20 protein-coding genes and 3 pseudogenes are annotated in these 26453 nt (G+C 59.7%); 7 read left to right on the forward strand and 16 right to left on the reverse strand.

What is annotated here, in order from left to right; genetic code table 11:
• Window positions 1-12: 12 nt before the first annotated feature.
• The gene (gene guaD / locus K0P33_RS23840; protein WP_094949578.1) at window positions 13-1317 is read left to right on the forward strand and encodes a guanine deaminase; all 1305 of its coding nucleotides are present in this window, start codon (window positions 13-15) and stop codon (window positions 1315-1317) included.
• Window positions 1318-1473: 156 nt separating this feature from the next.
• Here the strand turns inward: guaD and K0P33_RS23845 are convergent, their stop codons facing one another.
• Complete coding sequence (locus K0P33_RS23845) at window positions 1474-2238, reverse strand: GntR family transcriptional regulator (protein WP_242151861.1); 765 nt, start codon at window positions 2236-2238, stop codon at window positions 1474-1476.
• Window positions 2239-2464: 226 nt separating this feature from the next.
• Here K0P33_RS23845 and K0P33_RS23850 point away from each other — a divergent pair, with 226 nt between their 5' ends.
• The gene (locus K0P33_RS23850) at window positions 2465-3655 is read left to right on the forward strand and encodes a benzoate/H(+) symporter BenE family transporter (RefSeq protein ID WP_242151864.1); all 1191 of its coding nucleotides are present in this window, start codon (window positions 2465-2467) and stop codon (window positions 3653-3655) included.
• A 37-nt stretch (window positions 3656-3692) separates the two neighbouring features.
• On the opposite strand, the gene K0P33_RS23855 is transcribed toward K0P33_RS23850, so the two are convergent.
• Window positions 3693-4037: a YggL family protein gene (locus tag K0P33_RS23855; RefSeq protein ID WP_094949575.1), complete on the reverse strand. Its 345-nt coding sequence runs from the start codon at window positions 4035-4037 to the stop codon at window positions 3693-3695.
• A 236-nt stretch (window positions 4038-4273) separates the two neighbouring features.
• Between K0P33_RS23855 and dacB the strand changes: the two genes are divergently transcribed.
• Window positions 4274-5734, forward strand: a complete 1461-nt coding sequence (dacB, locus tag K0P33_RS23860) for a D-alanyl-D-alanine carboxypeptidase/D-alanyl-D-alanine-endopeptidase (protein WP_094949574.1) — start codon at window positions 4274-4276, stop codon at window positions 5732-5734.
• Between the two features lie 138 nt (window positions 5735-5872).
• On the opposite strand, the gene K0P33_RS23865 is transcribed toward dacB, so the two are convergent.
• Both K0P33_RS23865 and rlmKL read right to left on the reverse strand, forming a co-directional pair.
• The gene (locus tag K0P33_RS23865) at window positions 5873-8257 is read right to left on the reverse strand and encodes a diguanylate cyclase (protein WP_242151867.1); all 2385 of its coding nucleotides are present in this window, start codon (window positions 8255-8257) and stop codon (window positions 5873-5875) included.
• Window positions 8258-8407: 150 nt separating this feature from the next.
• Complete coding sequence (gene rlmKL / locus K0P33_RS23870) at window positions 8408-10672, reverse strand: bifunctional 23S rRNA (guanine(2069)-N(7))-methyltransferase RlmK/23S rRNA (guanine(2445)-N(2))-methyltransferase RlmL (RefSeq protein WP_242151869.1); 2265 nt, start codon at window positions 10670-10672, stop codon at window positions 8408-8410.
• A 532-nt stretch (window positions 10673-11204) separates the two neighbouring features.
• Between rlmKL and K0P33_RS23875 the strand changes: the two genes are divergently transcribed.
• Window positions 11205-11420, forward strand: coding sequence for a ribosome modulation factor (locus K0P33_RS23875; RefSeq protein ID WP_002553055.1), 216 nt, complete (start codon window positions 11205-11207; stop codon window positions 11418-11420).
• Between the two features lie 126 nt (window positions 11421-11546).
• Here the strand turns inward: K0P33_RS23875 and K0P33_RS23880 are convergent, their stop codons facing one another.
• The 4 genes from K0P33_RS23880 to sctC all read right to left on the reverse strand — a co-directional run bounded on the left by K0P33_RS23880 (window position 11547) and on the right by sctC (window position 15194).
• Window positions 11547-12566, reverse strand: a complete 1020-nt coding sequence (locus tag K0P33_RS23880) for a quinone-dependent dihydroorotate dehydrogenase (protein ID WP_094949571.1) — start codon at window positions 12564-12566, stop codon at window positions 11547-11549.
• An 85-nt stretch (window positions 12567-12651) separates the two neighbouring features.
• Window positions 12652-13107, reverse strand: coding sequence for a transglycosylase SLT domain-containing protein (locus K0P33_RS23885; protein WP_094949570.1), 456 nt, complete (start codon window positions 13105-13107; stop codon window positions 12652-12654).
• A complete protein-coding gene (locus K0P33_RS23890) occupies window positions 13100-13501 on the reverse strand; it encodes a winged helix-turn-helix domain-containing protein (RefSeq protein ID WP_094949569.1) in 402 nt (133 codons plus the stop codon). Before K0P33_RS23890 ends, K0P33_RS23885 begins: the two co-directional genes overlap by 8 nt.
• A gap of 214 nt (window positions 13502-13715) precedes the next feature.
• A complete protein-coding gene (gene sctC / locus K0P33_RS23895; protein WP_242151872.1) occupies window positions 13716-15194 on the reverse strand; it encodes a type III secretion system outer membrane ring subunit SctC in 1479 nt (492 codons plus the stop codon).
• A 261-nt stretch (window positions 15195-15455) separates the two neighbouring features.
• Between sctC and K0P33_RS23900 the strand changes: the two are divergent.
• From K0P33_RS23900 to K0P33_RS23915, 3 pseudogenes are all read left to right on the forward strand, one after another.
• Window positions 15456-16681: pseudogene (locus K0P33_RS23900) on the forward strand (CmpA/NrtA family ABC transporter substrate-binding protein).
• 13 nt (window positions 16682-16694) lie between these two features.
• A pseudogene (locus tag K0P33_RS23905) lies at window positions 16695-17269 on the forward strand (ANTAR domain-containing protein).
• 363 nt (window positions 17270-17632) lie between these two features.
• Window positions 17633-18246: pseudogene (locus K0P33_RS23915) on the forward strand (SAM-dependent methyltransferase).
• A 60-nt stretch (window positions 18247-18306) separates the two neighbouring features.
• Here K0P33_RS23915 and K0P33_RS23920 read toward each other — a convergent pair.
• The 8 genes from K0P33_RS23920 to ppsA all read right to left on the reverse strand — a co-directional run bounded on the left by K0P33_RS23920 (window position 18307) and on the right by ppsA (window position 26446).
• The gene (locus tag K0P33_RS23920) at window positions 18307-19287 is read right to left on the reverse strand and encodes an OmpA family protein (RefSeq protein ID WP_242151873.1); all 981 of its coding nucleotides are present in this window, start codon (window positions 19285-19287) and stop codon (window positions 18307-18309) included.
• A 107-nt stretch (window positions 19288-19394) separates the two neighbouring features.
• A complete protein-coding gene (gene sigX / locus K0P33_RS23925) occupies window positions 19395-19985 on the reverse strand; it encodes an RNA polymerase sigma factor SigX (protein ID WP_083357325.1) in 591 nt (196 codons plus the stop codon).
• 87 nt (window positions 19986-20072) lie between these two features.
• The gene (locus K0P33_RS23930) at window positions 20073-20897 is read right to left on the reverse strand and encodes a mechanosensitive ion channel domain-containing protein (RefSeq protein ID WP_003175519.1); all 825 of its coding nucleotides are present in this window, start codon (window positions 20895-20897) and stop codon (window positions 20073-20075) included.
• Between the two features lie 2 nt (window positions 20898-20899).
• On the reverse strand, window positions 20900-21145 hold the full coding sequence (locus K0P33_RS23935; protein WP_005790375.1) for a hypothetical protein: 246 nt from the start codon (window positions 21143-21145) through the stop codon (window positions 20900-20902).
• An 86-nt stretch (window positions 21146-21231) separates the two neighbouring features.
• A complete protein-coding gene (locus K0P33_RS23940; protein WP_094949565.1) occupies window positions 21232-22227 on the reverse strand; it encodes a zinc transporter ZntB in 996 nt (331 codons plus the stop codon).
• A 25-nt stretch (window positions 22228-22252) separates the two neighbouring features.
• Window positions 22253-22744: a ribonuclease E activity regulator RraA gene (rraA, locus tag K0P33_RS23945; protein ID WP_094949564.1), complete on the reverse strand. Its 492-nt coding sequence runs from the start codon at window positions 22742-22744 to the stop codon at window positions 22253-22255.
• Window positions 22745-22974: 230 nt separating this feature from the next.
• Window positions 22975-23964, reverse strand: coding sequence for an alpha/beta fold hydrolase (locus K0P33_RS23950; protein WP_242151876.1), 990 nt, complete (start codon window positions 23962-23964; stop codon window positions 22975-22977).
• A gap of 106 nt (window positions 23965-24070) precedes the next feature.
• Entirely contained in the window at window positions 24071-26446 is a 2376-nt protein-coding gene (gene ppsA / locus K0P33_RS23955) for a phosphoenolpyruvate synthase (protein WP_094949562.1), read from the reverse strand.
• Window positions 26447-26453: the final 7 nt, after the last annotated feature.

The following is a 26453-nucleotide window of genomic DNA, read 5'->3' on the forward strand; positions in this document are numbered from 1 at the left end:
ATTGAGATCACCATGCCTTTGACTCGCAAAGCCTACCGTGCTGCCATCCTGCACAGCATCGCCGACCCTGCTGAAGTGGGGATCGAAGCGTCCTATGAATACTTCGAAGACGGCCTGCTGGTGATCGATAACGGTCAGATCAGCGCCTTGGGCCACGCCAGCGATTTGCTGCCGACGCTGCCCGCCGACATCGAGGTCACCCATTACCAGGATGCGTTGATCACCCCAGGCCTGATCGACACCCATATCCACCTGCCGCAAACCGGCATGGTCGGTGCGTATGGCGAGCAATTGCTGGATTGGCTCAACACTTACACGTTCCCGTGCGAAAGCCAGTTCGCCGACAAGGCCCACGCCGAAGAAGTCGCGGATATCTTCATCAAGGAACTGCTGCGCAACGGCACCACCACCGCGCTGGTGTTCGGCAGCGTGCACCCGCAGTCAGTCAATTCGTTTTTTGAAGCGGCCGAGAAACTCGACCTGCGCATGATCGCCGGCAAGGTGATGATGGACCGCAACGCGCCAGACTACCTGACCGACACCGCCGAATCCGGCTACCAGGAAAGCAAAGCGCTGATCGAACGCTGGCATGGCAAAGGCCGTTTGCACTATGCGGTGACGCCACGTTTCGCACCGACCAGCACGCCGGAACAACTGACCCTGGCCGGGCAACTGCTGGGCGAATACCCGGACCTGTACATGCAGACTCACATCAGTGAAAACCTGCAGGAAGTCGAGTGGGTGAAAGAGCTGTTCCCGGAGCGCAAAGGCTATCTGGACGTGTACGACCACTACAAACTGCTGGGCGAACGCTCGGTGTTTGCCCACGGCGTGCACCTGTGCGACGACGAATGCGCGCGATTGGCGCAGACCGGTTCGGCGGTGGCGTTCTGCCCGACCTCGAACTTCTTCCTCGGCAGTGGCTTGTTCAACCTGCCGATGGCCGAGAAGCACAAGCTGAATGTGGGCCTGGGCACCGACGTGGGCGGCGGCACCAGCTTCTCGCTGCTGCAAACCCTGAACGAAGCCTACAAGGTCATGCAGTTGCAGGGCGCGCGGTTGAGCCCGTTCAAGTCGCTGTACCTGGCCACCTTGGGCGGCGCGCGGGCACTGCGATTGGAAGATAAGATCGGCACGTTGCAGCCGGGCACCGATGCGGACTTTTTGGTGTTGGATTACAACGCCACGCCGCTGCTCAGCTATCGCTTGAAGCAGGCCAATAACATTGCCGAGACGTTGTTTGTGTTGATGACGTTGGGGGATGATCGGGCGATTCTGCAGACCTACGCAGCCGGCAATCTCGTGCATCAACGCTAATTTCAGCCACAACACAAAACAATTGTGGGAGCTGGCTTGTGTGGGAGCCGGGCTTGCCCGCGATGCAGGCACCGCGGTGTATCAGGTACACCGCGGTGATGCCATCGCAGGCAAGCCAGCTCCCACACAAGCCAGCTCCCACATTTTTGATCGGGGTTACAGTTTTACCGAAGAGCGCCCCGGCTTCTTGGTCTGCAACAGATGCGAGAACACCGCATGCAAATCATCCGACGCGCTTTCCTCATCGAGGTTGAGCTTGCTGTCAATGTGATCCATGTGGTGCATCATCAAATTCACCGCCAGCACCGCGTCGCGTGCTTCGATCGCGTCGATCAGTTGGGTGTGTTCATCGTAGGAGCAGTGCGAGCGGTTGCCGCTTTCGTACTGGGCGATGATCAACGAGGTCTGGGACACCAAACTGCGCTGGAAGCTGATCAGTGGCGCGTTCTTCGCCGCTTCGGCCAGCTTGAGGTGGAACTCACCGGAGAGGCGGATACCCGCACCACGGTCGCCGCGCGAGAAGCTGTCGCGCTCGTCGTTGACCATCTGGCGCAATTCGGCCAGTTGTTCAGCCGTGGCGTGCTGCACCGCTAATTCAGTGATCGCCCGCTCAACCAGGCGCCGAGCCAGGAACACTTGGCGTGCTTCTTCGACACTTGGGCTCGCCACCACCGCACCACGATTGGGCCGCAGCAATACCACGCCTTCATGGGCCAGGCGCGACAGCGCGCGGCGAATGATGGTGCGGCTGACGCCGAAGATTTCGCCCAGTGCCTCTTCACTCAATTTGGTTCCGGGCGCCAGGCGTTGTTCAAGGATGGCCTCGAAGATATGCGCGTAGACGATATCGTCCTGGGTTCCGGTGCGACCGGCCTTGCCGGCTCGCGGTTGTTTCTTGAGAGGTTGCAACTGTTCGTTCATGGGCACTCGGGTTTGGAGAACGGCGGCGAATTAACGGTAATACGGCAAGCGCGTGTCGCTGGCAAGTATCACCTAAAAACACGGCACATTGTACACAACCCAGTGCGCCAACACACTGTACGGCTGTTTGCGGCGTCGGCTGTATTGCAATGAGTAGTTACGTTTGAGTTTAGGCTTGAATCTGCGCCTTCACCGGCAAACACCCAGGTAAAAGGAACAGCGCCTCATGACCGACGCCACCCAAGCGCCTTTGCGCCCGCTGGCCGATACCTCCCCGTCGGCCGTCGTCGCCGGCTTCATCGCCATGATGACCGGCTACACCAGCTCCCTGGTCCTGATGTTCCAGGCCGGGCAAGCCGCCGGCTTGACCACTGCGCAAATTTCTTCGTGGATCTGGGCCCTCTCCATCGGCATGGCGGTGTGCAGCATCGGCCTGTCCCTGCGCTATCGCACGCCGATCACCGTCGCCTGGTCTACGCCTGGCGCGGCGCTGCTGATCACCAGCCTGGGCGGCGTGAGTTACGGCGAGGCGATTGGCGCCTACATCACCTGCGCGGTGCTGGTGACACTCTGCGGGCTGACCGGCAGCTTCGAAAAAATGGTCAAGCGCATTCCGTCGTCGCTGGCGGCAGCGTTGCTGGCGGGGATTCTGTTCAAGATCGGCAGTGAGATATTCGTCGCCGCGCAACATCGCACCGGACTGGTCCTGGGGATGTTTTTCACCTACCTGATCATCAAGCGCCTGTCGCCGCGTTATGCGGTACTGGCCGCGCTGGTGATCGGCACGCTGCTATCGGGCCTGATGGGGCTGCTGGATTTCAGCGGCTTTCACCTCGAAGTAGCAACGCCGGTGTGGACCACCCCGCACTTCTCGCTGGCGGCGACCATCAGTATCGGCATCCCGTTGTTCGTGGTCGCGATGACCTCACAGAACATGCCCGGCGTCGCCGTGTTGCGCGCCGACGGCTACAACGTGCCCGCCTCGCCGCTGATCACCGCCACCGGCCTGGCCTCGCTGGTGCTCGCGCCGTTCGGCTCCCACGGCATCAACCTGGCAGCGATCAGCGCCGCCATCTGCACCGGGCCGCATGCCCACGAAGACCGCAACAAACGCTATACGGCGGCTGTATGGTGCGGGGTGTTCTACGGGATTGCGGGCGTATTTGGCGCGACGTTGGCGGCGTTGTTCGCAGCACTGCCAAAGGAGCTGGTGCTGTCGATTGCGGCCTTGGCGTTGTTTGGCTCGATCATCAATGGCTTGAGCATCGCCATGAATGAGCCGAAGGAACGGGAAGCGGCGCTGATCACCTTTATGGTCACCGCGTCAGGCTTGACGCTGTTTTCCATCGGTTCGGCGTTCTGGGGGATTGTGGCGGGGGTGTTGACGCTGTTGATTCTGAACTGGCGCAAGGCATAAAAAAACGGCGACCCTCAGGTCGCCGTTTTTTTCAGTATCACTTAGCCGCGTTGATCGGCTTTTCCGGATACCACACGTCCAGCAACGGGCTGACTTCAGCCTTGGTCAGCTCGGAACGGGTTTTCAGCCAAGCTTCGACAGCAGCACGCTGCTCTTCGGAAACCGAGCCACGCTTCTGCAGGCAAACCAGACCGAAGTCATCGCCGCCGACATAGCCCAGACCGTTGGCTTCCATGGCTTTTTTGATGAATGCTTCGAGGAAAGCGTCGATAGCTTCTTCACTCAGGCCTTCGTTGAAGTCCAGGTTCAGTTCGAAACCCAGCTCTTGAAATTCATCAACGCACAGTTTTTTGCGCAGACGCTGGGAACGGTTAGTCGCCATTGGAACAATCCTCATAAGTAATAACGGGCGGCACTTTAGCAGTTTAAGGCAAGGTTTGCCCGACTCTCTGGGACAGGCGGCTATCTGTCTGCAAAAAAACGCGTAATACCCGCTATCGTTCAGCTACAACTGGAACCACCTTGGGGCATAATGCCGACACTTTCGTGACCAATGAGGGATTTTCTTCCATACCCCTCGCCTTTTTCACCCTCCTCAGCAGTAGGGTTTTATTCTTTATGATCAAATCTTTTCGCTCAGCACTACTGGCCGGCTTTTTTCTACCACTGGCCCTTTCCGTCTCTGCCGCCCCGATCAACAACACCTTGCCACCCAACGTTGCGCAGGCTCTTCAGAAAGCCAAGCTGCAAAACACCGCACTGTCTCTGGTGATGCTGCCCCTCACCGGCCCCGGCACGCCAACCGTGTTCAACGCCGACGTGTCGGTGAACCCGGCCTCCACGATGAAGCTGGTCACCACCTACGCGGCCCTGGAAATGCTCGGCCCCAACCACCAGTGGAAAACCGAGTTCTACACCGACGGCACCCTCAACGGTGGCGTGTTGCGAGGCAACCTGTACCTCAAGGGCGGCGGCGACCCCAAGCTGAACATGGAAAAACTCTGGCTGCTGATGCGCGACCTGCGCGCCAATGGCGTGCAGCAAGTCACCGGCGACCTGGTGCTGGACCGCAGCTTCTTCAACCAGCCGCAATTGCCCGAATTCAATGACGACGGCAACGACGAGAACAAACCGTTCCTGGTCAAGCCCGACGCCCTGCTGGTCAACCTCAAGGCGCTGCGCTTCGTGACCCGCAATGACTCTGGCCGGGTGATTGTGTCGGTCGAACCGCCGATTGCGAGCATCCGCATCGACAACCAAGTCAAAGTCTCCAACGCCAAGCAGTGCACCGGCGACGTGCGCTACAGCCCGGTTACCGCCGCCGATGGCAGCGTCACCGTGACAGTCAGCGGCCAGTTGGGCGATGGCTGCAGTTCGCAGACGTACCTGTCACTGCTCGATCACGCCACCTACACCGCTGGCGCCGTGCGTGCGATCTGGAAGGAATTGGGCGGCACTATCCAAGGCCGTGATATCCAGGCGCCAGTGCCCAAGGACGCCAAAGTGCTGGCTCGGGCGTTTTCCCCGGACCTGGCGGAAATCATCCGCGACATCAACAAATACAGTAACAACACCATGGCCCAGCAGCTGTTCCTGAGCCTGGGCGCGCAGTTCCGTAACGATGCCGATGGCGACGATGCCAAGGCGGCGCAACGCGTGGTACGTCAGTGGCTGGCGAAGAAAGGCATCACCGCGCCGCACCTGGTGATGGAGAATGGCTCCGGCCTGTCGCGCGCCGAACGGGTCAGTGCCCGCGAGATGGCGGCCATGCTGCAAGCCGCCTGGAAAGGCCCGTACGCCGCCGAATACATCAGCTCGCTGCCGATTGCCGGCACCGACGGCACCATGCGTAAACGCCTGAAGACCACCGCCATGCGCGGCGAAGCCCACGTCAAAACCGGCACCCTGAACACCGTGCGCGCCATCGCCGGGTTCAGCCGCGACAACAACGGCAATACCTGGGTGGTGGTGGCGATCCTCAACGATTCGAAACCGTGGGGTGCGTCGTCGGTGCTGGATCAGGTGCTGCTGGACGTGTATCGCCAGCCGAAGCTGACGGCGGCGGCACCGGTGCTTTAAAAGGCAACACAGATCAAAGGTGGGAGCTGGCTTGCCTGCGATAGCGGTGTATCAGTATCAGATGCGTTGACTGACACGCTGCAATCGCAGGCAAGCCAGCTCCCACATGAATGCGCACCGTCTGAAAAACGCTGTCAATCAAGCCCTAAGTCGCTCCGCTTCCACCCGATCCCTGCCCGCCTGCTTGGCCACATACACCGCCGAGTCCGCGCGCAACAGCAGCCCATCAATGCCTTCATCGACCCTCCAACTGGCCACACCGAAGCTGGCGGTCACGGTGCCGACCGCGTCCATCGGTGCACTGCGCAGCGATTGCCACAACTCCACCGCCAGGCTGTATGCCTGGTCACCATCGGTGTGCGGGCATAGCACCACGAACTCTTCGCCACCCAGGCGACAAAACACATCGGTGCGCCGCAAACGCTGGCTGATGCGATTGCACACCTCCTGCAACACCCCATCGCCCACCGCGTGCCCGTACTGGTCGTTGATGCGCTTGAAGTGGTCGATATCGAACATGATCAACGACAGCGTCCCAGAAGTGCGGTTGAGCCTGAGTATCTCGGCCTTGAGGCGATCCTGGAAATAACGCCGGTTATGGATGCTCGTCAGCGAGTCGGTGATCGACAGCGCGCGCAGCTCTTCCTCCACCCGTTTGAGATCAGAAATATCCGATACGTAGCCATACCACAGCGTACCGCCCCCAGGTAATTCTTCCGGCGTGGCTTCGCCGCGAATCCAGCGCAGGCCGCGTTGCGGCAACAACACGCGGTACTCTTCGCGCCAGTGGCTCAACTGCAACGCCGACAAGCGAATGGACAAGCGAACCCGCTCCACATCCTGCGGATGGATGCGCTCGAAGACCTTGCTTGCGTCCTGCTGCAACAGGCCGGTTTCAATTTCATAGATATCGCGCATGCCATCGCTGGCATAGATGAAGCGCCCGTTGCCCTTGGGTTCGAGGGTGAACTGGAAGATCCCGCCGGGCACGTGGGCGCTGAGTTTTTTCAGCAGACGATCCCGCGCCGCCAGGGCCTCGTAGGCACGTTTCTGCTCGGTGACATCCAGGTAAATCGCCAAGTGCCCGACCCACAAACCATGGTCATCGAGCAACACGGTGCCGAGCATGTTCACCGTCAACCGGCTGCCATCTTCGCGCAACAGCGTCCACTCTCGGGCCTCGTGCAGGTTGTCTGGGCTCTCCACCAGCATCGCCTGGCTCGGCGGGATGCGCTTGCCCATGGTCACACTTAAAGTGGCGGAGCGCGCTTCGAGTTCAGCGCCCAAGTGCAGGCTCTCCAGGGTCATGCAACCCAGTACCTGCTCGGCCTTGTAGCCCAGCATCAGCTCGGCGCCGGCATTGAACGTATTGATCACACCGCGCAAATCGGTGGCAATGATCGCGACCTGGGTGGCCGCATTCAGCACGCTGCGCAATTGCCCATGGGCCCCGCGCAGCTCCTGCTCACGCAGGCGCAACTGCTCGGTGCGCTGCTCCACCAGTTTCAGTGCGCGCTGGCGTTGGCTGACCAACACATACAGCAACGCGCTGAGCAGCAGGCTGAGCAACCCGCCCATGGTCAGGATAGTACTCATCGAGGAGTGGTTGGCCTGGTCGAAGACCCGGCTGGCTTGCACAGTCAGGGCATACACGTGGTCGCCGAGGGTGAGACGGCGCGCAGCAGTGAGATCGCTGGCGCCGACCGCATTGCTCGACGCATACAGCACGCGCTGCTGGGTGTCTGAGGTATCGACGATCTGCATCACCAAGTTGTCGCGGTTGGGGTTGGGCAAACCATCGGCCATCAGTTGGCGCATGCTGATCACCGCCATCACAAAGCCGCCGGGTTCAGCCGTGGGTAGCTTACTGACAGGCGCCACCAGCAAAACGCCGGCAGCATACGCCGGCTCCACGCCCACCAGTTGCATGGGCTGGGACACCGCAGGCTTGCCACTTTTTTGCGCGCGCTCAAGGGCCGAGCGCCGAAGCGGCTGAGCCAGCAGGTCAAAGCCCAGCGGCGAGCCCAGCAGGCTTTGGGTCTGGCTGTACAGCACAGGCACGTATTCATCGCGCTCGGGGGCCGGCGCCAATTCGCCTGACGCGTTCAATTCACGGATGGCGAAAGGGGCGCCGCGCTGGCGCGAGATCTCTTGTTCAAACGCACTACGTTGATCGCGCGATATCCGCGGCGCCCAGGCATAGGCGCGGGCGCGCAGCAGCAAGGGTTGGGCAAACCCATCAAACTCTGCACGGGACACGTCACTGGAGTTGACGAAGAAACGCTGCAGGCTCGCCAGGCGTTGTTCCTGGTCTTCAAAGCGTTCCTGAAGACGGGTGTAGCGCTCGTTGACCAGCAACTGGAAGCGCTGGCGAACCTGTTGCTGGTGGAGGTTAGCAGTGGCCCAGGCGACGATGAGCGTCAGCGCGCCACCTGCCAGTAACACCACCAATGCCACCAGCCAAGCTGACGCCTGTTCACTGATAAAGCCAAGGATTTTCGGGCGTACGGCATGCATCGGCATAGGCAACACTCACAACGCCAGCGTGCGGGGCTGTCACTTTGGCTAGGCGTTAAGTTATAGCCATGAGGCCACGGTTTGACCAGCGTAAAAAAGCCGCAAGACTGGAATACACCAGGCCTGCGGCTTTTTTGTTTCAACTTGGTGCAGCGATCAGCGTGCGGTGATTTTCCAGGCCCGGTGGATCTTCGCGTTACGCGCGAAATCCGGGTCCAGGGTCTTGTCGCTGATTTCCTCGACCGCATAGCGTTCGCTGAGGTTGTCCTCAAGCACGAACTTGCGGAAGTTGTTCGAGAAGTACAACACGCCGCCCGGTGCCAGGCGGGCCATGGCCAGGTCGAGCAACTGCACGTGGTCGCGCTGCACGTCGAAGATACCTTCCATGCGCTTGGAGTTGGAGAAAGTCGGCGGGTCGATGAAGATCAGGTCGAACTCATCGCGGCTGGCTTCCAGCCACGCCATCACGTCACCCTGCTCCAGACGGTTCTTGTCAGAGAAACCATTGAGCGAGAAGTTACGACGCGCCCAGTCCAGGTAGGTCTTGGACAAATCGACGCTGGTGGTGCTGCGCGCGCCGCCTTTGGCTGCGTGCACACTGGCGGTGGCGGTGTAGCAATACAGATTGAGGAAACGCTTGCCGGCCGCTTCTTTCTGGATGCGCATGCGCATCGGGCGGTGGTCGAGGAACAGGCCGGTGTCCAAGTAGTCGGTGAGGTTGACCAGCAACTGCACGCCGCCTTCGCTCACTTCAGTAAACTTGCCCTGGGCGCTCTGGCGCTCGTATTGCTTGGTGCCGCTCTGGCGTTCGCGACGCTTGACCACCACGCGGCTCTTGTCGATGTTCAGCGCCTGGGGAATCGCGGCCAGGGCATCGAACATGCGTGCGGAGGCTTTTTCCGGGTCGATGGACTTCGGCGCGGCGTATTCCTGCACGTGCACCCAGTCGTGGTAGAGGTCGATGGCCATGGAGTACTCCGGCATGTCGGCATCGTACACACGGTAGCAATCCACGCCTTCACGCTTGGCCCACTTGCCCAGCAGCTTGAGGTTCTTCTGCAGGCGGTTGGCGAACATCTGCCCGCCTTCGCTCAAGCGTGCCTGTTCGACTACCGGGGCCGGGGCTGGCTTGATCGGGTTACCGTTCTTGTTGTACTGACGCTCTTGCGGCTCAACCGGGGCTTGGTCGTAAGCGGCTTGCTCACGTTCGGCCTGGCGCTGTTCCGGGGTGCGACGCTCGCCAGTGACGAACTGGTCCGGGTTGACCTTGATCAGCAGTAGTTTGCACGGCAAGGCGCCGTTCCAGAACGAATACTGTTTGTGGCTGCGGATGCCCATCCGCTTGCCCAGGTCCGGTGCGCCGGTGAACACGGCGGCTTCCCAACCCATGCACGCCTGGCGCAAACGCTCGCCGAGGTTCTGGTAGAGGTACAACAGGCTGGCTTCGTCACCCAGGCGCTCGCCGTAAGGTGGGTTGCAGATCACCAGGCCTTTCTGGTTCTGGTCCGGGCGCGGCTCGAAGGTGCCGACTTCGCCTTGGTACACCTTGATCCAGTGACTCAGGCCTGCGCGTTCGATGTTGTTACGGGCGGGCTGGATCAACCGCGGGTCGGCTTCGTAGCCACGGACCCACAATGGCGGCTTGTTCATGCCGATGGCGGCACGCTCGCTGGCCTCTGTGTGCAGCTTCTTCCACAGCGCCGGGACGTGGCCGAGCCAGGTGGTGAAGCCCCACAGTTCGCGGTTGAGGTTAGGCGCCATGTCGGCGGCAATCATCGCGCCTTCGACCAGGAAGGTGCCGACGCCGCACATCGGGTCAGTCAGCGCGCCGCCTTCGGCCGCAATGCGCGGCCAGCCGGCGCGGATCAGGATTGCCGCTGCCAGGTTTTCCTTCAACGGTGCCGCACCCTGCTGCAGGCGGTAACCGCGCTGGTGCAGGCTGTGGCCGGACAGGTCGAGGGACAGAATCGCTTCGCCTCGGTCCAGGCGCAGGTGGATGCGCAGGTCCGGGTTGATCTTGTCGATGGACGGACGTTCGCCGGTCGGGGTGCGCAGCTTGTCGACGATCGCATCCTTGACCTTCAGCGCGCCGAAGTGGGTGTTGTCGATGCCCGAGCCATGGCCACTGAATTCCACCGCCAGGCTGCCGTCCGAGACCATGTGGTCGGCCCATTCGATGTCCAGCACGCCGTAGTAGAGGTCTTCGGCGTCCTTCATCGGGAAGCGCTTGAGCACCAGCAACACGCGGTTGGCCAGGCGCGACCAGAGGCACAGGCGGTAGGCGGTTTCCATGTCGGCCATGCCGCGCACGGCCGAGGTGTGCTCGCGGGCGTCCTCAAGGCCAAGCCCGACGGCTTCCTCGATCAGCAGGCCTTCGAGGCCCTTGGGGCAGGTGAGGAAGAGTTCAAAACGGTCCGACATGGGGCATTCCAGGCTTTTCAGCAATAAATGAACGGGCGACGCATCGCCGGCTCGGTTTTCAATCAAGCACTTTTCTTGAAGAGTGCTCGCGTGGCACGAATGTGCCGTTCCACCCCGGCTGCCGGGCCCTTGGGCCAAAATTTCCGGGGCAGATAAATAATTGGTTGCAACAAAAAGAAATATTCCGACCCTTCGTCGAATAATAACCGACTGCAACGAGCGGGCATTCTCACTAAAGGATTAAACCCATCCGCTTTGCAGGGCACATCATAGCTGGGTTTGCCCAATAAAAGGGGCGAAAAGCCATCCCAGCTTATGGCTATAGCATCGTTATCGTTACGTGCTTATGACAAAACGATCATTGAATCCATGTGACCTATTGGTTAGAACTCAACACAGGTTGGCGCCGTAACGGCGCCGACACATAGGCTCGCCACGCCGGCAGCGAGCCCACCAACGGCAGAAAAACTCTGCCCGGCCTCGGACGAGGCCGAAGGATATCTACACAGTCAACAAGTGAGGGAAACACCCTATGAGAAGACTTAAGCGTGATCCGTTGGAAAGAGCATTTTTACGCGGATATCAGTATGGCGTTCATGGAAAGTCCCGTGAGCTTTGCCCATTTACTCTACCGTCCGTACGCCAAGCCTGGATCAACGGCTGGCGAGAAGGACGCGGCGACAATTGGGACGGTATGACCGGCACTGCGGGGATCCACAGACTCAACGAACTTCACGCCGTCGGCTAATACAGGGCACTTAATCCGACACACCACCTTGAAGATTATGTAACGACTTAACCACGCACGCCCCATCAGGGCGGCGGGCTTCGGCCCAAGGGCTCCTTTAGGGAGCCCTTTTTATTGGCTGATCAATCAGCGCAAGGCTGCAATCGCGTCCACCGATTCGCGAATCAACGCCGGGCCTTTGTAAATAAAGCCTGTGTACAACTGCACCAGGCTGGCGCCGGCAGCGATCTTCTCAGCCGCGTGCTTGCCTTCGGTGATGCCGCCCACGGCGATGATCGGCAAGCGCCCCGCCAACTCAGCCGCCAACACCTTGACGGTGTGGGTGCTCTTGTCGCGCACCGGGGCGCCCGACAGCCCGCCGGCTTCATCACCATGGGCGAGCCCTTCAACGCCGACTCGGCTCAAGGTCGTATTGGTGGCGATCACCGCGTCCATGCCCGAATCCACCAGGGCCTGGGCGACCAGCACGGTTTCTTCGTCGCTCATGTCCGGGGCGATCTTGATAGCCAGCGGCACACGCTTGCCATGGCGCACGGCCAGGTCTTCCTGGCGCTGGCGCAACGCTTCGAGCAACTGCTTGAGGGAGTCGCCAAACTGCAGGCTGCGCAGGCCCGGGGTGTTCGGCGAGCTGACATTGACGGTAACGTAGCTGGCGTGGGCGTAGACCTTGTCCAGGCAAATCAGGTAGTCATCAACGGCACGCTCTACCGGTGTATCGAAGTTCTTGCCGATATTGATGCCCAGAATGCCTTTGTATTTCGCGGCGTGAACCCGCGACAGCAGGTGATCGACGCCCAGGTTGTTGAAGCCCATGCGGTTGATGATCGCCTCGGCTTCCGGCAAGCGGAAGATCCGAGGTTTAGGGTTGCCGGGCTGCGGCCGTGGCGTCACGGTGCCAATTTCAACAAAACCGAAACCCAATTGCGCAAAGCCGTCGATGGCCGCGCCGTTCTTGTCCAGGCCGGCAGCCAGCCCGACGGGGTTAGGAAAATCGAGCCCCATCACCGACACCGGCATCTTCGCCGGGGCCTTGCATACCAGCCCATTGAGCCCCAAGCGGCCACCGGCACCGATCAAGTCCAGGGACAGATCGTGAGAGGTTTCCGGGGAGAGTTTGAACAACAGCTGGCGGGCCAGGGTATACATGGGCGGGCTAGACTCGGAGGCGGCGAAAGGTGGCGCCGATTATAGCCGGGGTGGCGCGCCAGGTGCGAGGTGCGCCGTCCAATCGTCAATGCCGTTGTGCAACCAACGCCTCATACTGCGCCCAGATTTTTTCTGCATAACGCAGGCGCAGCGCCTCACGCTCAGGTGCCGGCCCCGCGTTGTAGGAGCCTACGGCTGTCCAGTTGTAACCGAAGCGCTGGATAAACTCGGCAAGGATCGAGGCGCCCACTTCGACCGATAAACACGGCTCACTCAGCAGCCGCTCCTCGGTAATGCCCTGTTTGGCCAGACGGGGCAGGTGCATGCTGTTGATCTGCATCAGGCCGATATCTCGGGAGCCATCGCTGTTGCCATGGTTGATCGCCTGCGCACGAGCGCCCGACTCCACGACAGCGATGGCTTGTAACAGCTCCGGCTCGATGTCGTAGCGGCTGGCCACCTCATCCCAGCAACTGGCCCAGGCTTGATGGCTGCCCACCAGCACACTCAACAGTAACCCTTTGCCCAATCGCTTAATCATGGGCCACCTGGCCACACGCCGAACAGATGTACTGCGCGCGCGCCCGTTCAGACTGGTGCGGTTCGTGCTGCTCGACTTTCACGGCACACGTAAAGCGATAGCCTCTGCCATAGATCGTCTTGATAAAGTCCTTGTCCTTCCTAAGGTGCTTACGCAGCGCATAGATGCAGCGAGTGAGTGACTCCTCTGCGACATCCCCACGAGGCCAGCCCAACTCAAGCAAACGATCCTTGGTCATCAGTACGCCATCGGACGCCAACAGCAGCCGCAACACATGCCACTCCTTGGGCGGCAACTGAGTATCCACGCCTTCACCGGTCAACCGGCCATCGCCATACAAGGTCCATCCGGCAAAAACCCGCGAGGCCGTCGGCCCATCATTCACGAGGGTCATACACACCTCTGCATCCGACTACTGACATTGAATTCCCTGTTTCCAGAAACGGCCGATACGGCAACCTCACGACTATAAAAACCAGAGCCGCAAACGGCGGTAGGAAAAGGCCGATGTAATCGAGGCTTTCGGCACGCACCGCGTAGGATTTTTCATCACCAGAAACAACAAGGGCTCAGGAAATCGTTCAGAAGCGAGCTCAAAAAGGGCTAGTTCACTCAGGCCCCTCACGGTTTTCACGCACAAACGCACGTTGCACACGCTCGTACTGGCTCTGCGTCAATGGCGGCGGCCCGACGGCGCCGGCGAGCATCTTCAATTCGCTCCCAATCGCCCGTGCCTGGATCACAAACAGCCGCACCTCAGCGCGTCGACTGCCGCTGGCCACCTCGTCCCCTCGTCGAAAACCACCCAGCCAAAGACGCCTGCCCGGAGGCACACGAACCACCGTGCTGATTCCCACTCGCCCCACCGCCCCTGCTGAGCCGGGCTTGAGCTTGCGGTCCAACTGACGGTCATCCTTGATGGTCAGCTGCATTTCGATCTGATTCGCTTCGGCAAAACGCGGTAGCACACTGGCTTCGGTGCCATAACGTAAAGGCTGCCATTCAGCGCTTTTTTCTCCAGGCCCAGGCAGGTAAAACGTATGGTTATCCTGGAAAACCGCCGGGACATTCTCTTGGGTCAGGGTCACGGGAAACGCCGTAACCCTGGCTTTGCGCCGGCGCTCCAGCACACCGAGCTGTGCCATCAAGCGGTTATCGTCCAACGGTTCCATAACGCGCGTTACCGAAGCACCGGTGTTGGTTTCCTGAGCCCAGGCCGCGCCCATCTTCTCGAATTCGCTACGGTCAACATCGACCTGCCATAACGACACCTCAATCGGGCGCTTCGGCTTGTCGAGCTCCGCCACCAGCTCCTCAATGACCTTCACCTGGTCAGGTTTTCCCTTGATCAACAGGCTGTTTGAGTCTGGATAAGCCATCACCACCAAGCTTTTGTCGGCCAGCAGGCTTGGCGGGCGTTGTTTGTCATTTTTCTGCTCACTGGCTAACACGGTTTCGATCATCGAGGCCATGCCCGGTACATTGACCTTGTCTCCGCCCATGGCGTACTGACGATCTGCCACATGGGTGTTGAATACCTGCACCACGCCGAAGGTTTGTTTGCCGACGCGCATCTGCGCGCGCTGCTTGTCCATCAGTTGAGCCAGGTGCAGTACTTGGTCCACATAGTTCGGTGGCCCGGACACATAGAACGTCCGCGCCCCGCTCTCCCTGAGCGGGTAGCGTGATTCATCAAGGCCCGAACGGCGCATGAACCCACGCAACCTGTCGACCGAGATATGCCGCAGCGCCACCGCCGTGCTTTTTGCCTCGCCGGCGCCATAGAGGTAAAGCACCTGCCCGTCGCTGTACCAAATCAGGCCTTGCTGCTCGGCGACCGCCTCCAGGGTCTGCTGCGCCGCCCCCAGGTCGAATGACCCGGAGAGGGTTCTACGCGCCACCTCGCGACTGACCACGATGGGTACGCCCAAAGGCACCGACAGCGCAGTGAAAAAGGTGTGCAAGCTCTCATCCCGCGCCTGGTAGTTCTCCCCCAACGCGGGCGTGATTGCCAACAACAGTGCCAAACACAGCAACCAGCGATGCAACCCGTGGTAGCTGATCATGGCTGTAGAATCGATAGACACCGTGGGTGTTCCTGACAGTCTGGCGCAAAGAGGCGGCCATACTGGGAGGCAGCCGAGTTTCAATCTTGATGGAAAGTTGACGGCAGCCCGCGCCAGCCTGCCCGTGGCATGTGCTTTGCTACGGACTCAGTATCAAAGCCTGCACCAACCTCGAAGCAGGCCTACAGACAAAGGCGTCGTACCCTGCAATGGCCTGCATCGCTATCCCAGCGCAGCCCATCAACGGTAACGACGCTTTTTTTTGAGAAACGGTAGGTGTTGATGAACGATTCGGTCGGCAACAGCCCGGTGAATAATCCGCTGGCCTGGGTAAACGGCAGTGACGCCCCGGAAAAGAGCAGCCTCGACCTGGGTTTCATGGCGCTGACCGACTGCGCCTCACTGGTGGTCGCCGCCACCCAAGGCTTCGCGCAACCCTACGGGCTGACACTGAACCTCAAGCGCCAATCCTCCTGGGCCAACCTGCGCGACAAACTGGTCAGCGGTGAGCTGGACGCCGCCCACAGCCTGTATGGCTTGGTTTATGCCGTGCACCTGGGCATCGGCGGCGTTGCGCCGACCGACATGGCCGTGCTGATGGGGCTCAACCAGAACGGCCAGAGCATCACCTGTCCCACGGCCTGCAACAGCAAGGCGTGACCACTCCTGAGGCATTGGACCGCCACGTGCACCAAAGCCGAACAAAACTGACGTTCGCCCAGACATTTCCCACAGGCACCCACGCCATGTGGCTGTATTACTGGCTGGCGAGCCAAGGCATTCACCCCTTACAGGACGTCGACAGCGTGGTGGTGCCGCCACCGCAGATGGTCGCGCACCTGTAAGCCGGGCGCATCGACGGGTTTTGTGTCGGCGAGCCTTGGTGTGCCAGCGCGGTCAAGCAAAACCAAGGGTTCACGCTGGCGACCATCCAGGCGATCTGGGCGAACCATCCGGAAAAGGTTCTAGGCTGCACCCAGGCCTTCGTCGATCAATACCCAAACACCGCGCGCGTGTTGGTAATGGCGATTCTCGAAGCCAGCCGTTTTATCGAAGAAAGCCAGGAGAACCGGCGCTCCACCGCGCAATTACTCAGCGCCCGCGACTACCTCGACGCGCCGCTCGACTGCATCGAGCCACGCCTGTTGGGCGCCTATGACGACGGCCTCGGCAACCAGTGGCAAGACCCGCACGCGCTGAGGTTTTTCGGTGATGGCGAGGTGAACCTGCCTTACCTCTGCGACGGCATGTGGTTCATGACCCAGTTTCGACGTTGGGGCTTGCTGCGCGAAGACCCGGACTACCTGGGCGTCGCGCGTCAGGTGCAGCAACTGGACCTGTATCGCCAAGCCGCCGCCGCCGTCGGGGTTGCAGCAAACGCCCAGGACATGCGCAGCAGCCAGTTGATCGACGGCAAAATTTGGGACGGCTCCAACCCTGCCGCCTACGCCCGCAGCTTCCGCCTGCACGCCATGGCGGACCACGCCAGCCGCCAGGCGCTGCGCTGACAGGAAGAATGATATGTTGCGAATCCTGTTGATCAACGATACCCCGCGCAAAGTCGGGCGCCTCAAAGCCGCGCTGACCGAGGCCGGGTTCGAGGTCATCGATGAATCCGACCTGACCATCGACCTGCCCGCGCGCGTCGAAACGGTGCGTCCGGACGTGATCCTGATCGATACCGAGTCACCCGGGCGCGACGTCATGGAGCAAGTGGTGCTGGTCAGCCGCGATCAACCACGGCCGATCGTGATGTTTACCGACGAGCACGACCCGAACGTAAAGCGCCAGGCGATCAAGTCCAGGTCAGTGCCTACATCCTCGAAGGCATCCAGGCCCAGCGTCTGCAGCCGACCCTGGACGTGGCCATGCCCCGCTTTGAAAGCGATCAGGCTCTGCGCGCCCAGTTCCAGGCCCGTGATCAGCAACTCGCCGAGCGCAAACGCATCGAGCTGGCCAAAGGCATGCTGATGAAAATGAAGCACTGCAATGAAGAAGAAACCTACACGCTGATGCGCCGCCAGGCCATGAGCCGCCAACAGAAACTGATCCAGGTGGCGGAGCAGATTATCGCCATGAGTGAGTTGCTAGGCTGATCTGGCGCAGCACCAAGGATCATTCCCACGCTCCCGCGTGGGAATGCCACCAGGGATGCTCAGCGTCCCGCCATCCGCCGTACGTTTTGCATAGGTGACGCAGAGCGTCACCGGATACGTTCCCACGTAGAGCGTGGGAATGATCAGTGCGTTTTGGCGCAGCTCTTGCTAAGCATTCACCACAGGTAACCAACGGCGGTTGCCCCTTCTACGACAAAGACGTCGCCCATCCGGTTTGCCCCCGCAAACCCGGTGGCGGCGTTTTTTCGTTTTGGCCCCAGCGCATGGGGCCGGTGGGGCGGCCTGAACCGGCTGTTCCATCACCCGGCCTTCTTACAAGACTCCCAACCGTTGAGGTGCGTGATGAAATCAAGCTTCTGGAAATCCGGGCACACCCCGACCCTGTTTGCCGCGTTCCTGTATTTCGACCTGAGCTTCATGGTCTGGTACCTGTTGGGCCCACTGGCGGTGCAGATTGCCGCCGACCTGCACTTGACCACTCAGCAGCGCGGCCTGGTGGTGGCGAAGAGGCCATGTGGCTGCGCGAACGCGGTGTGTCGGTGGAGTGGGTCAACGGGATTACGGCGGGCCTGGCGGGGGCCACAAATTGCGACATTCCACTGACGTTGCGCGGTATCAGCCGAGGCGTAACGCTGGTCACGGCACATACCCAAGACGACAGCAGCCTGAACTGGCGTGCACTGGCCGAGGGCGGAACGAAGGTGGTGGTGTATATGGGCGTGGCGAAGCTTGAGGAGATTCGTCAGCAACTGCTCGATGGCGCAATGGCAGCGGATATGCCGGTGGCGATGATCGAAAATGCATCGCTGCCCCAGCAGCGCGAATGCCGCAGCACACTGGCACACATGCATACGGATGCGCAGGCGTTTGCCTTGAAGAGCCCGGCTATCCTGGTGATCGGCCGTGTGGCCGCCACTGATCAGGCGGCCCGGGTTGCGGTGTCAGCCAGCGCTTGAGACAAATTGCAGACGAAAAAAAGCCCGGCCTAAGCCGGGCTTTTTTCTACCACTCAGTAATTACTGAGCTTGAGCTTCAACCGACGCTTCTACGCGACGGTTAACAGCGCGGCCAGCTTCAGTTGCGTTATCAGCAACTGGGCGGGATTCGCCGTAACCTACCGCAGTAACACGGCTAGGAGCTACGCCGTCTTTAACCAGGACTTGCTTAACAGCGTCAGCACGACGCTGGGACAGCTTCTGGTTGTAGGCGTCTGGACCGATGGAGTCAGTGTGACCAGTAACTTCTACGTTGGTAGTTGGGTACTGAGCCATGAAGTCGGCCAGGTTTTTCACGTCGCCGTAGCTGTTAGGCTTAACAACCGACTTGTCGAAGTCGAACTTAACGTCCAGCTCAACACGAACAACCTGAGCAACCGGAGCTTCTGGCTCTGGAACTGGCTCTGGAGCTGGTGCTGGGGTAGGAGCTGGAGCAACTGCGCCAGCGTTACCGCCGAAGTTTACGCCCAGGCCGACCAGTGCGGAGTAATCCCACTTGCCGTTGTCCAGGTTGTAGTCAGACTCAACGCCAGCACGTGCGAACAGGTTGTTGGTGAAGTAGTACTTCACACCAGCGCCAGCGATAGCCAGGGTCGACTGATCGCGACCGCTGTGGCCGTCGACCTTAACGTTGGTACGGCTCTGGTGACCGAAACCACCTTCTACGTATGGACGCAGGGAGTCAACACCGGCCTGACCGAAGTGGTACTGAGCAGTCACGCTGCCAGTGTCACCTTTGATCTTCTGGTTACCAGTACCGTCGTTCGAACGGGTGTGGTTGGTGGTGTCGTAGTTCAGGTTAACCGACACGTCGTCGGTAATGAAGTAACCGATGCTGGCGCCAGGGTTGTAGCCGTCTTCGATGTGCTTGACGCTATCGTTGAACTGCTTTTTGTAGAACAGCTGGCCTTCAACTGCGCCTTGGCCTTGTGCCAGTGCGCCGAAAGAAGTAGCGGCAATAAGAGTACCAATGGCCAAGCCCAAGGTGTTTTTCAGTTTCATCCGTTAAATCCCCATCTGGTGATTGTAAAGCAGTCCCACAAACCGGGGGACAACTCGGCGACAAGTCTAACAGAACTTGCCTACACGTAAGAGATATTTGCCACGCACTAAGTTTCAGTCTCGCCCGCAAATTTCTCACGTAATTTATCAAGAGCACGTTTGTAACGCATTTTTGTAGCACTCAAACCCATGTGCATGATGTCAGCAATTTCCTGAAACTCCAGCTCTGCGACGAATCGTAGCACTAGAATTTCACGGTCAATCGGATTCACATGCACCAACCAGCGATCAAGTCCGCCCTTTTCCTCGGGTGTCGGCGCCTTTTCTTCAGACGCTTCCTCAAGGGGGTCCAGACTCAAAGCGTCCATCAAGCGACGCTTTCGCCGTTCCTTACGATACTGCGTGATGCACTCGTTGTACGTGATGCTATAGAGCCATGTTTTGAACTTCGATTTGCCCTCGAAGTTCTTCAGGCCGTACAGCACCTTGAGCATCACTTCCTGACAGACATCATCCGCATCTCTATCGTTCCCTAAATACCTTGAACAAACGTTGAACAGAGTGCGTTGATATCTGCGCATCAATTCTTCGTACGCGCGTGTTACGTGAAACAGCTCCGTGTGCGCGCGCGCGACCAACTCCTCATCAGAGAGCTCACGGGGGTCATAGCGCGTGGACAGCGTTTGGGCTTTATTCAAAACAAGTCGTGCCGACAGTCAGGTCAATGTCCGCTACAGCCCGGTCACCCGGGTTTGCGGCGGCGTACATTAGCAGGATTTTCCGGGTTAGCGGCTACTGACCTGCTGCTCGAGGAGAATCCGGTTGGACAGTGACACCAGGTCACCGTCATCGGTCAGCACCGTTGTCTTCACGGTACCGATCTCTTCGATTTGCCCTTCGACCTCGCCCACACGCACCTGTTGCCCAACCTGATACAGCTCACGCACATAGATTCCCGCAAGAATCTGACCGGCAATTTCCCGGCTTCCCAACCCCATGGCCAACGCAACGGCCAGACCAACGGTAATCAAAACAATCACAATCACGTGGTTGAGCAGGTCAGTTTTGACCTCCAACTGGCTGATCGCGACGGAAATACTGATGATGATCACCAGCCCCTGGGCGATTCGCCCCAGGCCCGCAGCATAGTCCAGACCCACGCCTTCAGCCGCCCCGCGCACCAGCCCATTGGCTAATTGCGCCAGTAAAACGCCTACCAGCAACACCAGCGCGCCGCCGAACACTTTCGGCAAATACAGCGCCAGCATATCGAGCGTAGCTGAAACTCGCTCAAGTCCAAGGGACTGAGCCGCAGAAACCAGAAAAATAAGTAGAACGAACCAGTAGACGATCTTCCCGATCAGGGTCGAGATCGGCACTTGCAACCCGGCACGGCCCAACAACTTGGTCAGGCCGGTGCCTGCCATCAAGCGGTCCAGACCGAGTTTGGCGAGTAATTTGGACAGCAGGGTGTCGAGCAACTTGGCCACGACAAAGCCCAGCAATACCAAGACTAGAGCACCAAACAGGTTTGGAATGAAATTCGCCACCTTGGTCCACAATGCGGTCATCGCAGTGACCAGGCTCTGGGTCCAGAGATCAAGTTCCATATTCAATCAGCCTTATCAGCAGTGCGAGCAAGAGGTTTACGACGGGAAACCGGCGAAACGTGGGCCGAACCATTGTTCAGGGCCATCATCAACGCCGGCAACCAACGACCGAGCAGACCGAACAGGTCTCCCGCCCCTACCTGACGGTTGGCGGTTTTCAACACGCGGCCCAGGCAGGCATCGTCGTCCCGGTTGGACGGCGAAGCATTCAGCATGTCACGCAAAGACTGTTCGAACGGATCGTGCATAAAGACCTCTCGCAAGTGATTTAAAAGACGAGGGTTAAATTCTTGGGGTCACATGGGCCCCTTGGTACGTTCAGCTCACATTCAGGTCAAACCCAGCGCAATCGTCGAAATAACCACCACTGCCCCAACGCAACGGCCACCATCATCAGGCACGCAATCACGAAGCCATACGGGCTGGCGGAGAACGGAATACCGCCCACATTTATACCCAGCAAACCGGTGAGAAAACTCATCGGCAGGAAGATCCCAGTGATGATCCCGAAGCGGTACATGGTGCGATTCATGCGCACGCTCAAGCGCCGGTCTTCGGCCTCAAGTACAAGCCCCACGCGCTCCCGAGCCAATTCGAGCTCTTCCAGGTAGCGGGTCAGGCTGTTGTGTAATTCATTCCAATAGTCGGCATCGTCGTCACAGAACCACGGCAATTTGATCCGCGTCAGCTGGGCAAAAATATCCCGCTGTGGCGCCAGGAAACGCTTGAGGCCCGCCGCTCGCCGACGGATCTGCAAAACGCTGCCATGCTCCGGAGTATACCGTTCGTCGGTATCAATTTTTTCTTCCTCAAAATCGACGATTTCGGATAAATCAGTGACCAGATCCTGCACTTTGTTGGTCAGGTACTGCGCCATATAAAGGATGAGTTCCGACGCAGTTTTTGGCCCCTTGCCGTCTGCCAGTTGCACCAGCAGCTCATCAGTGGCGCGCAGCGGGCGCAAGCGCAGAGAAATCACGCGACTGGCCGCAGCAAAGATACGCACCGAAACCATGTCTTCGGGCTCGGCGCCCGGGTTGAGGTTGACCCCACGCAAAAACAGCAGCAATTGCGCATCCGGCAGCGGCAACAGGCGCGGGCGGGTGTTTTCCTCCAGCAGCAAGTCGCAAGCGAATTCACTCAAGCCACTGGATTTGCGCAGCCAGGTCTGGGTCTGAGGATGGCTGCGATCCCAATGCAGCCACAGGCTTTCCTGGGGCTGCAGTTGCAAGTCGTCGAGCTCAGTCCGGGCAATCGAACGCGCACCGCCTTTACCGTCCAGCACCAGGGCATGCACCAGCCCCCATTGCGCGTTTTCTTCCTCGAACATCCTCACCCCTATCGGTTACTGCGGTTTATTCAGGCATTTTCAGCGGGCTTGGCGAGACGATCACGCCATTATTGTCGGCGTAGATGTACTCACCCGGGCGGAAAGTCACGCCGGCGAAGGTCACTACCACGTTCAAATCACCAATACCGCGCTTGTCGGTTTTCATCGGGTGCGTCGCCAGCGCTTGCACACCCAGGTCGGTCTGGGCAATGACATCGACATCACGGATGCAACCGTAGATCACCAGCCCTTCCCAACCGTTTTTGGCGGCTTTCTCGGCGATCATGTCGCCCAGCAACGCGCGACGCAGAGAACCACCGCCATCGACCACCAGCACCTTGCCGGCGCCCGGCTGGTCGGCCTGCTCCTTGACCAGGGAGTTGTCCTCGAAGCATTTGATGGTGACGATTTCGCCGCCAAAGGAGTCTCGGCCGCCGAAATTACTGAACATCGGCTCAAGCACCTGCACCAGATCGGGGTAGGCGTCGCACAAGTCGGGCGTCACGTAATGGTTCATCGAGAAACTCCTGTCGTCAAAAAAGAGGTCGAACATCCCACGGTGTACATCAGAAAAACGTGGCGCAACAGGCATTCTTTAAGGGTTCACCCGTTGGCGGCCGCCATGATCAGACTCACCTCGGCGCAACGCAATAGGCACTGCGCGACTGAATATGACCAGAAGCGTTTAACGCGTCATATCTTAGCCGCAACCACTCCCGAGTGAAACGCCCTTGGTAGAGCGCTTGTTCAAACCCCTGCAAGTACTTCAGCGTGTGCCCCGGTTAAAGGTGTCAGCGGATCTTTCAACCATCGCGCCACCATCGGCCACACCTCAGCTTGGGCGGCTTTGCTGACCAGCATCTCGACATGCCCGAAATCACCGCTAAAGCCCTGCTGGCGCCCCAGGCACAGGTATTGGCGATGCTCGGAACCGACCTGCTCAAACAACTTGCGGCACGCCCAATCCGGATCCTGCCGGTCGCCCGCCGCGCTCACCGCCAACAGCGGCACGTCGACGTCGGCCAGGCCTTTCCACCAATCTTGCTTTCCATCGCCAAAGCGACCGAACAGGCCATTCCAGCGCATGGTTTCAATCATCACGCCCGCCGGCTCGTCCTCGGGACCGCGCTTAAGCCGCGTGCCCGACACTTCGCCAAAGCGTTTCAAGAGCAAACGGCTGGTCCACTCCACCGGTGGAATTTTCAACGGCCAATGGGTACGGCTGACCTGGCAGCCAAACAACGCCACCGAGGCCACTGCCGGCGCGCCAAGGTGTTGACCACCGAGGGCCGCCGCCAAGGCGGTGCCGCCCAGGGAATGCCCGATCCAATGCGGAATTTGCGCACTTTGCTCACGCACAAACGCACCAATGGCCGGTAAATCGTAACGCGCGTAGTCGGCGACACGATTTCTGGCGTAGTCCTGGTTACGCTTGGAAAGACCATGCCCGCGCATTTCCGGGATCCACACATCAAACCCCTGGCGCGCCAGGTAAGCGCCCAGGCCGATGCCTTTGGGCGAGTACCAGAAACGCCGATTGGAAAAACTGCCATGCAACAAAATGACCGGCGTGCCCCGGTTTTCCGGGACATCGGCCAGGCCCAAACGGGTCACGGCCAACTCGACGGTGCCGTCTGGGCTGTTACTGGGTTTGAGGCGGTACACATCTTCACTCAGGTCGCCGCGACGTTCAGCACTGATCAGGGCGACGGGAAACAGGTTGCTGCTGCTTTGCATAATGCTCTTGCACAAAAAAGGGCGGCGTCCGTAAGGAGTTCCGCCCAGTACAGATAAGAATGCCGGTCACCCTTGGCGAGTGACCGGCACTTTTGACGCGTCGACCTTAGGCGGACGCTTGGCCTTCTGCGAGGAAGAACCAGGTTTCCAGTACGGAGTCGGGGTTCAGCGAGACGCTTTCGATGCCCTGCTCCATCAGCCATTTGGCCAGGTCAGGGTGGTCGGAAGGGCCTTGGCCGCAGATACCGATGTACTTGCCGGCCTTGTTACAGGCCTGAATGGCGTTGGCCAGCAGCTTCTTGACCGCAGGGTTACGCTCATCAAACAGGTGGGCGATGATCCCTGAGTCACGGTCCAGGCCCAGGGTCAACTGGGTCAGGTCGTTGGAGCCGATGGAGAAGCCGTCGAAGAATTCCAGGAACTCCTCAGCCAGGATGGCGTTGGACGGCAGTTCGCACATCATGATTACGCGCAGGCCGTTTTCGCCACGGCTCAGGCCGTTTTCCGCCAACAGGTCGACCACCTGGCTCGCTTCGCCCAGGGTGCGTACGAACGGCACCATGATTTCGACGTTGGTCAGACCCATTTCGTTGCGCACGCGTTTGAGGGCACGGCACTCAAGCTCGAAGCAATCGCGGAAGGCTTCGCTGATGTAACGCGAGGCGCCCCGGAAGCCCAGCATCGGGTTTTCTTCTTCCGGCTCGTAAAGCTTGCCGCCGATCAGGTTAGCGTATTCGTTGGACTTGAAGTCCGACAGGCGCACGATGACCTTTTTCGGGTAGAACGCCGCCGCCAGGGTACTGATGCCTTCCACCAGTTTCTCGACGTAGAAGCCCACCGGGTCGTTGTAACCGGCGATGCGCTTGTCGACGCTTTCCTTGATGTCCGGCGGCAGGCCGTCGTAGTTCAGCAGGGCCTTGGGGTGCACGCCGATCATGCGGTTGATGATGAACTCCAGACGGGCCAGGCCCACACCAGCGTTCGGCAACTGCGCGAAATCGAAGGCACGGTCCGGGTTACCGACGTTCATCATGATCTTGAACGGCAGGTCAGGCATGGCATCGATGGAGTTTTGCTTGATGTCGAAGCCCAGTTCACCCTCAAAGATGAAACCGGTGTCGCCTTCAGCGCAGGATACCGTCACGCCCTGGCCATCTTTCAACAGCTGGGTGGCATTGCCGCAACCGACGACCGCCGGAATGCCCAGCTCACGGGCGATGATCGCCGCGTGGCACGTACGCCCGCCACGGTTGGTGACGATGGCGCTGGCGCGTTTCATCACGGGTTCCCAGTCCGGGTCGGTCATGTCGGAGACCAGCACGTCGCCTGGCTGGACTTTGTCCATTTCGGACACGTCCTTGATGATCCGCACCTTGCCGGCGCCGATGCGCTGGCCGATAGCACGGCCTTCCACCAGCACGGTGCCGGTTTCTTTCAACAAGTAACGTTCCATGACATTGGCCGAGGTGCGGCTTTTCACGGTTTCAGGCCGCGCCTGCACGATGTACAGCTTGCCGTCGTCACCGTCCTTGGCCCACTCGATGTCCATCGGGCACTTGTAGTGCTTTTCGATGATCATCGCTTGCTTGGCCAATTCGCTGACTTCAGCGTCAGTCAGGCAGAAACGCGCGCGCTCGGCCTTGTCGACTTCAACGGTTTTAACCGAGCGACCGGCCTTGGCCTCGTCGCCGTAGATCATCTTGATGGCTTTGCTGCCCAGGTTGCGGCGCAGGATGGCCGGGCGGCCAGCCTCAAGGGTGTGTTTATGGACGTAGAATTCGTCCGGGTTGACCGCGCCTTGTACGACGGTTTCGCCCAGGCCGTAGGCGCCGGTGATGAATACCACGTCACGGAAGCCCGATTCGGTGTCCAGGGTGAACATCACGCCGGCGGTGCCGGTTTCCGAACGCACCATGCGCTGCACGCCGGCAGACAAAGCCACCAGTTTGTGGTCGAAACCTTGGTGTACGCGGTAGGAAATGGCGCGGTCGTTGAACAGCGAGGCAAACACTTCCTTGGCGGCGCGGATTACGTTTTCGACGCCACGGATATTCAGGAAGGTTTCTTGCTGGCCGGCAAAAGAGGCGTCCGGCAAGTCTTCGGCTGTGGCCGAGGAGCGCACGGCGACGGCCATGTCCGGGTTACCGGCCGACAGCGTGGCGAAGGCGGTACGGATTTCTTCGTTGAGCTTCTCGGGGAACTCGGCGTCCATGATCCATTTACGGATCTGGGCACCGGTCTTGGCCAGGGCATTGACGTCATCGACGTCCAGGGCGTCCAGCGCGGCGTGAATCTGAGCATTGAGGCCGCTCAGTTCGAGGAAATCGCGGTAAGCCTGAGCCGTGGTGGCGAAACCACCGGGCACCGAGACACCAGCGCCTGCAAGATTACTGATCATCTCGCCGAGGGATGCGTTCTTGCCCCCCACATGCTCTACATCATGGACGCCGAGCTTATCGAGGGAAACTACGTACTCTACCAAGGTGATC

Source organism: Pseudomonas sp. ArH3a (genome assembly GCF_022648765.1).
GTDB lineage: Bacteria > Pseudomonadota > Gammaproteobacteria > Pseudomonadales > Pseudomonadaceae > Aquipseudomonas.

What these genes read in the sequence shown, in the direction of transcription:
- guaD (WP_094949578.1), top strand. Translation starts at nt 13, where the DNA reads ATGCCTTTGACTCGCAAAGCCTACCGTGCTGCCATCCTGCACAGCATC.
- K0P33_RS23845 (WP_242151861.1), bottom strand. Translation starts at nt 2,238, where the DNA reads ATGAACGAACAGTTGCAACCTCTCAAGAAACAACCGCGAGCCGGCAAG.
- K0P33_RS23850 (WP_242151864.1), top strand. Translation starts at nt 2,465, where the DNA reads ATGACCGACGCCACCCAAGCGCCTTTGCGCCCGCTGGCCGATACCTCC.
- K0P33_RS23855 (WP_094949575.1), bottom strand. Translation starts at nt 4,037, where the DNA reads ATGGCGACTAACCGTTCCCAGCGTCTGCGCAAAAAACTGTGCGTTGAT.
- dacB (WP_094949574.1), top strand. Translation starts at nt 4,274, where the DNA reads ATGATCAAATCTTTTCGCTCAGCACTACTGGCCGGCTTTTTTCTACCA.
- K0P33_RS23865 (WP_242151867.1), bottom strand. Translation starts at nt 8,257, where the DNA reads ATGCCGATGCATGCCGTACGCCCGAAAATCCTTGGCTTTATCAGTGAA.
- rlmKL (WP_242151869.1), bottom strand. Translation starts at nt 10,672, where the DNA reads ATGTCGGACCGTTTTGAACTCTTCCTCACCTGCCCCAAGGGCCTCGAA.
- K0P33_RS23875 (WP_002553055.1), top strand. Translation starts at nt 11,205, where the DNA reads ATGAGAAGACTTAAGCGTGATCCGTTGGAAAGAGCATTTTTACGCGGA.
- K0P33_RS23880 (WP_094949571.1), bottom strand. Translation starts at nt 12,566, where the DNA reads ATGTATACCCTGGCCCGCCAGCTGTTGTTCAAACTCTCCCCGGAAACC.
- K0P33_RS23885 (WP_094949570.1), bottom strand. Translation starts at nt 13,107, where the DNA reads ATGATTAAGCGATTGGGCAAAGGGTTACTGTTGAGTGTGCTGGTGGGC.
- K0P33_RS23890 (WP_094949569.1), bottom strand. Translation starts at nt 13,501, where the DNA reads ATGACCCTCGTGAATGATGGGCCGACGGCCTCGCGGGTTTTTGCCGGA.
- K0P33_RS23920 (WP_242151873.1), bottom strand. Translation starts at nt 19,287, where the DNA reads ATGAAACTGAAAAACACCTTGGGCTTGGCCATTGGTACTCTTATTGCC.
- K0P33_RS23930 (WP_003175519.1), bottom strand. Translation starts at nt 20,897, where the DNA reads ATGGAACTTGATCTCTGGACCCAGAGCCTGGTCACTGCGATGACCGCA.
- K0P33_RS23935 (WP_005790375.1), bottom strand. Translation starts at nt 21,145, where the DNA reads ATGCACGATCCGTTCGAACAGTCTTTGCGTGACATGCTGAATGCTTCG.
- K0P33_RS23940 (WP_094949565.1), bottom strand. Translation starts at nt 22,227, where the DNA reads ATGTTCGAGGAAGAAAACGCGCAATGGGGGCTGGTGCATGCCCTGGTG.
- rraA (WP_094949564.1), bottom strand. Translation starts at nt 22,744, where the DNA reads ATGAACCATTACGTGACGCCCGACTTGTGCGACGCCTACCCCGATCTG.
- K0P33_RS23950 (WP_242151876.1), bottom strand. Translation starts at nt 23,964, where the DNA reads ATGCAAAGCAGCAGCAACCTGTTTCCCGTCGCCCTGATCAGTGCTGAA.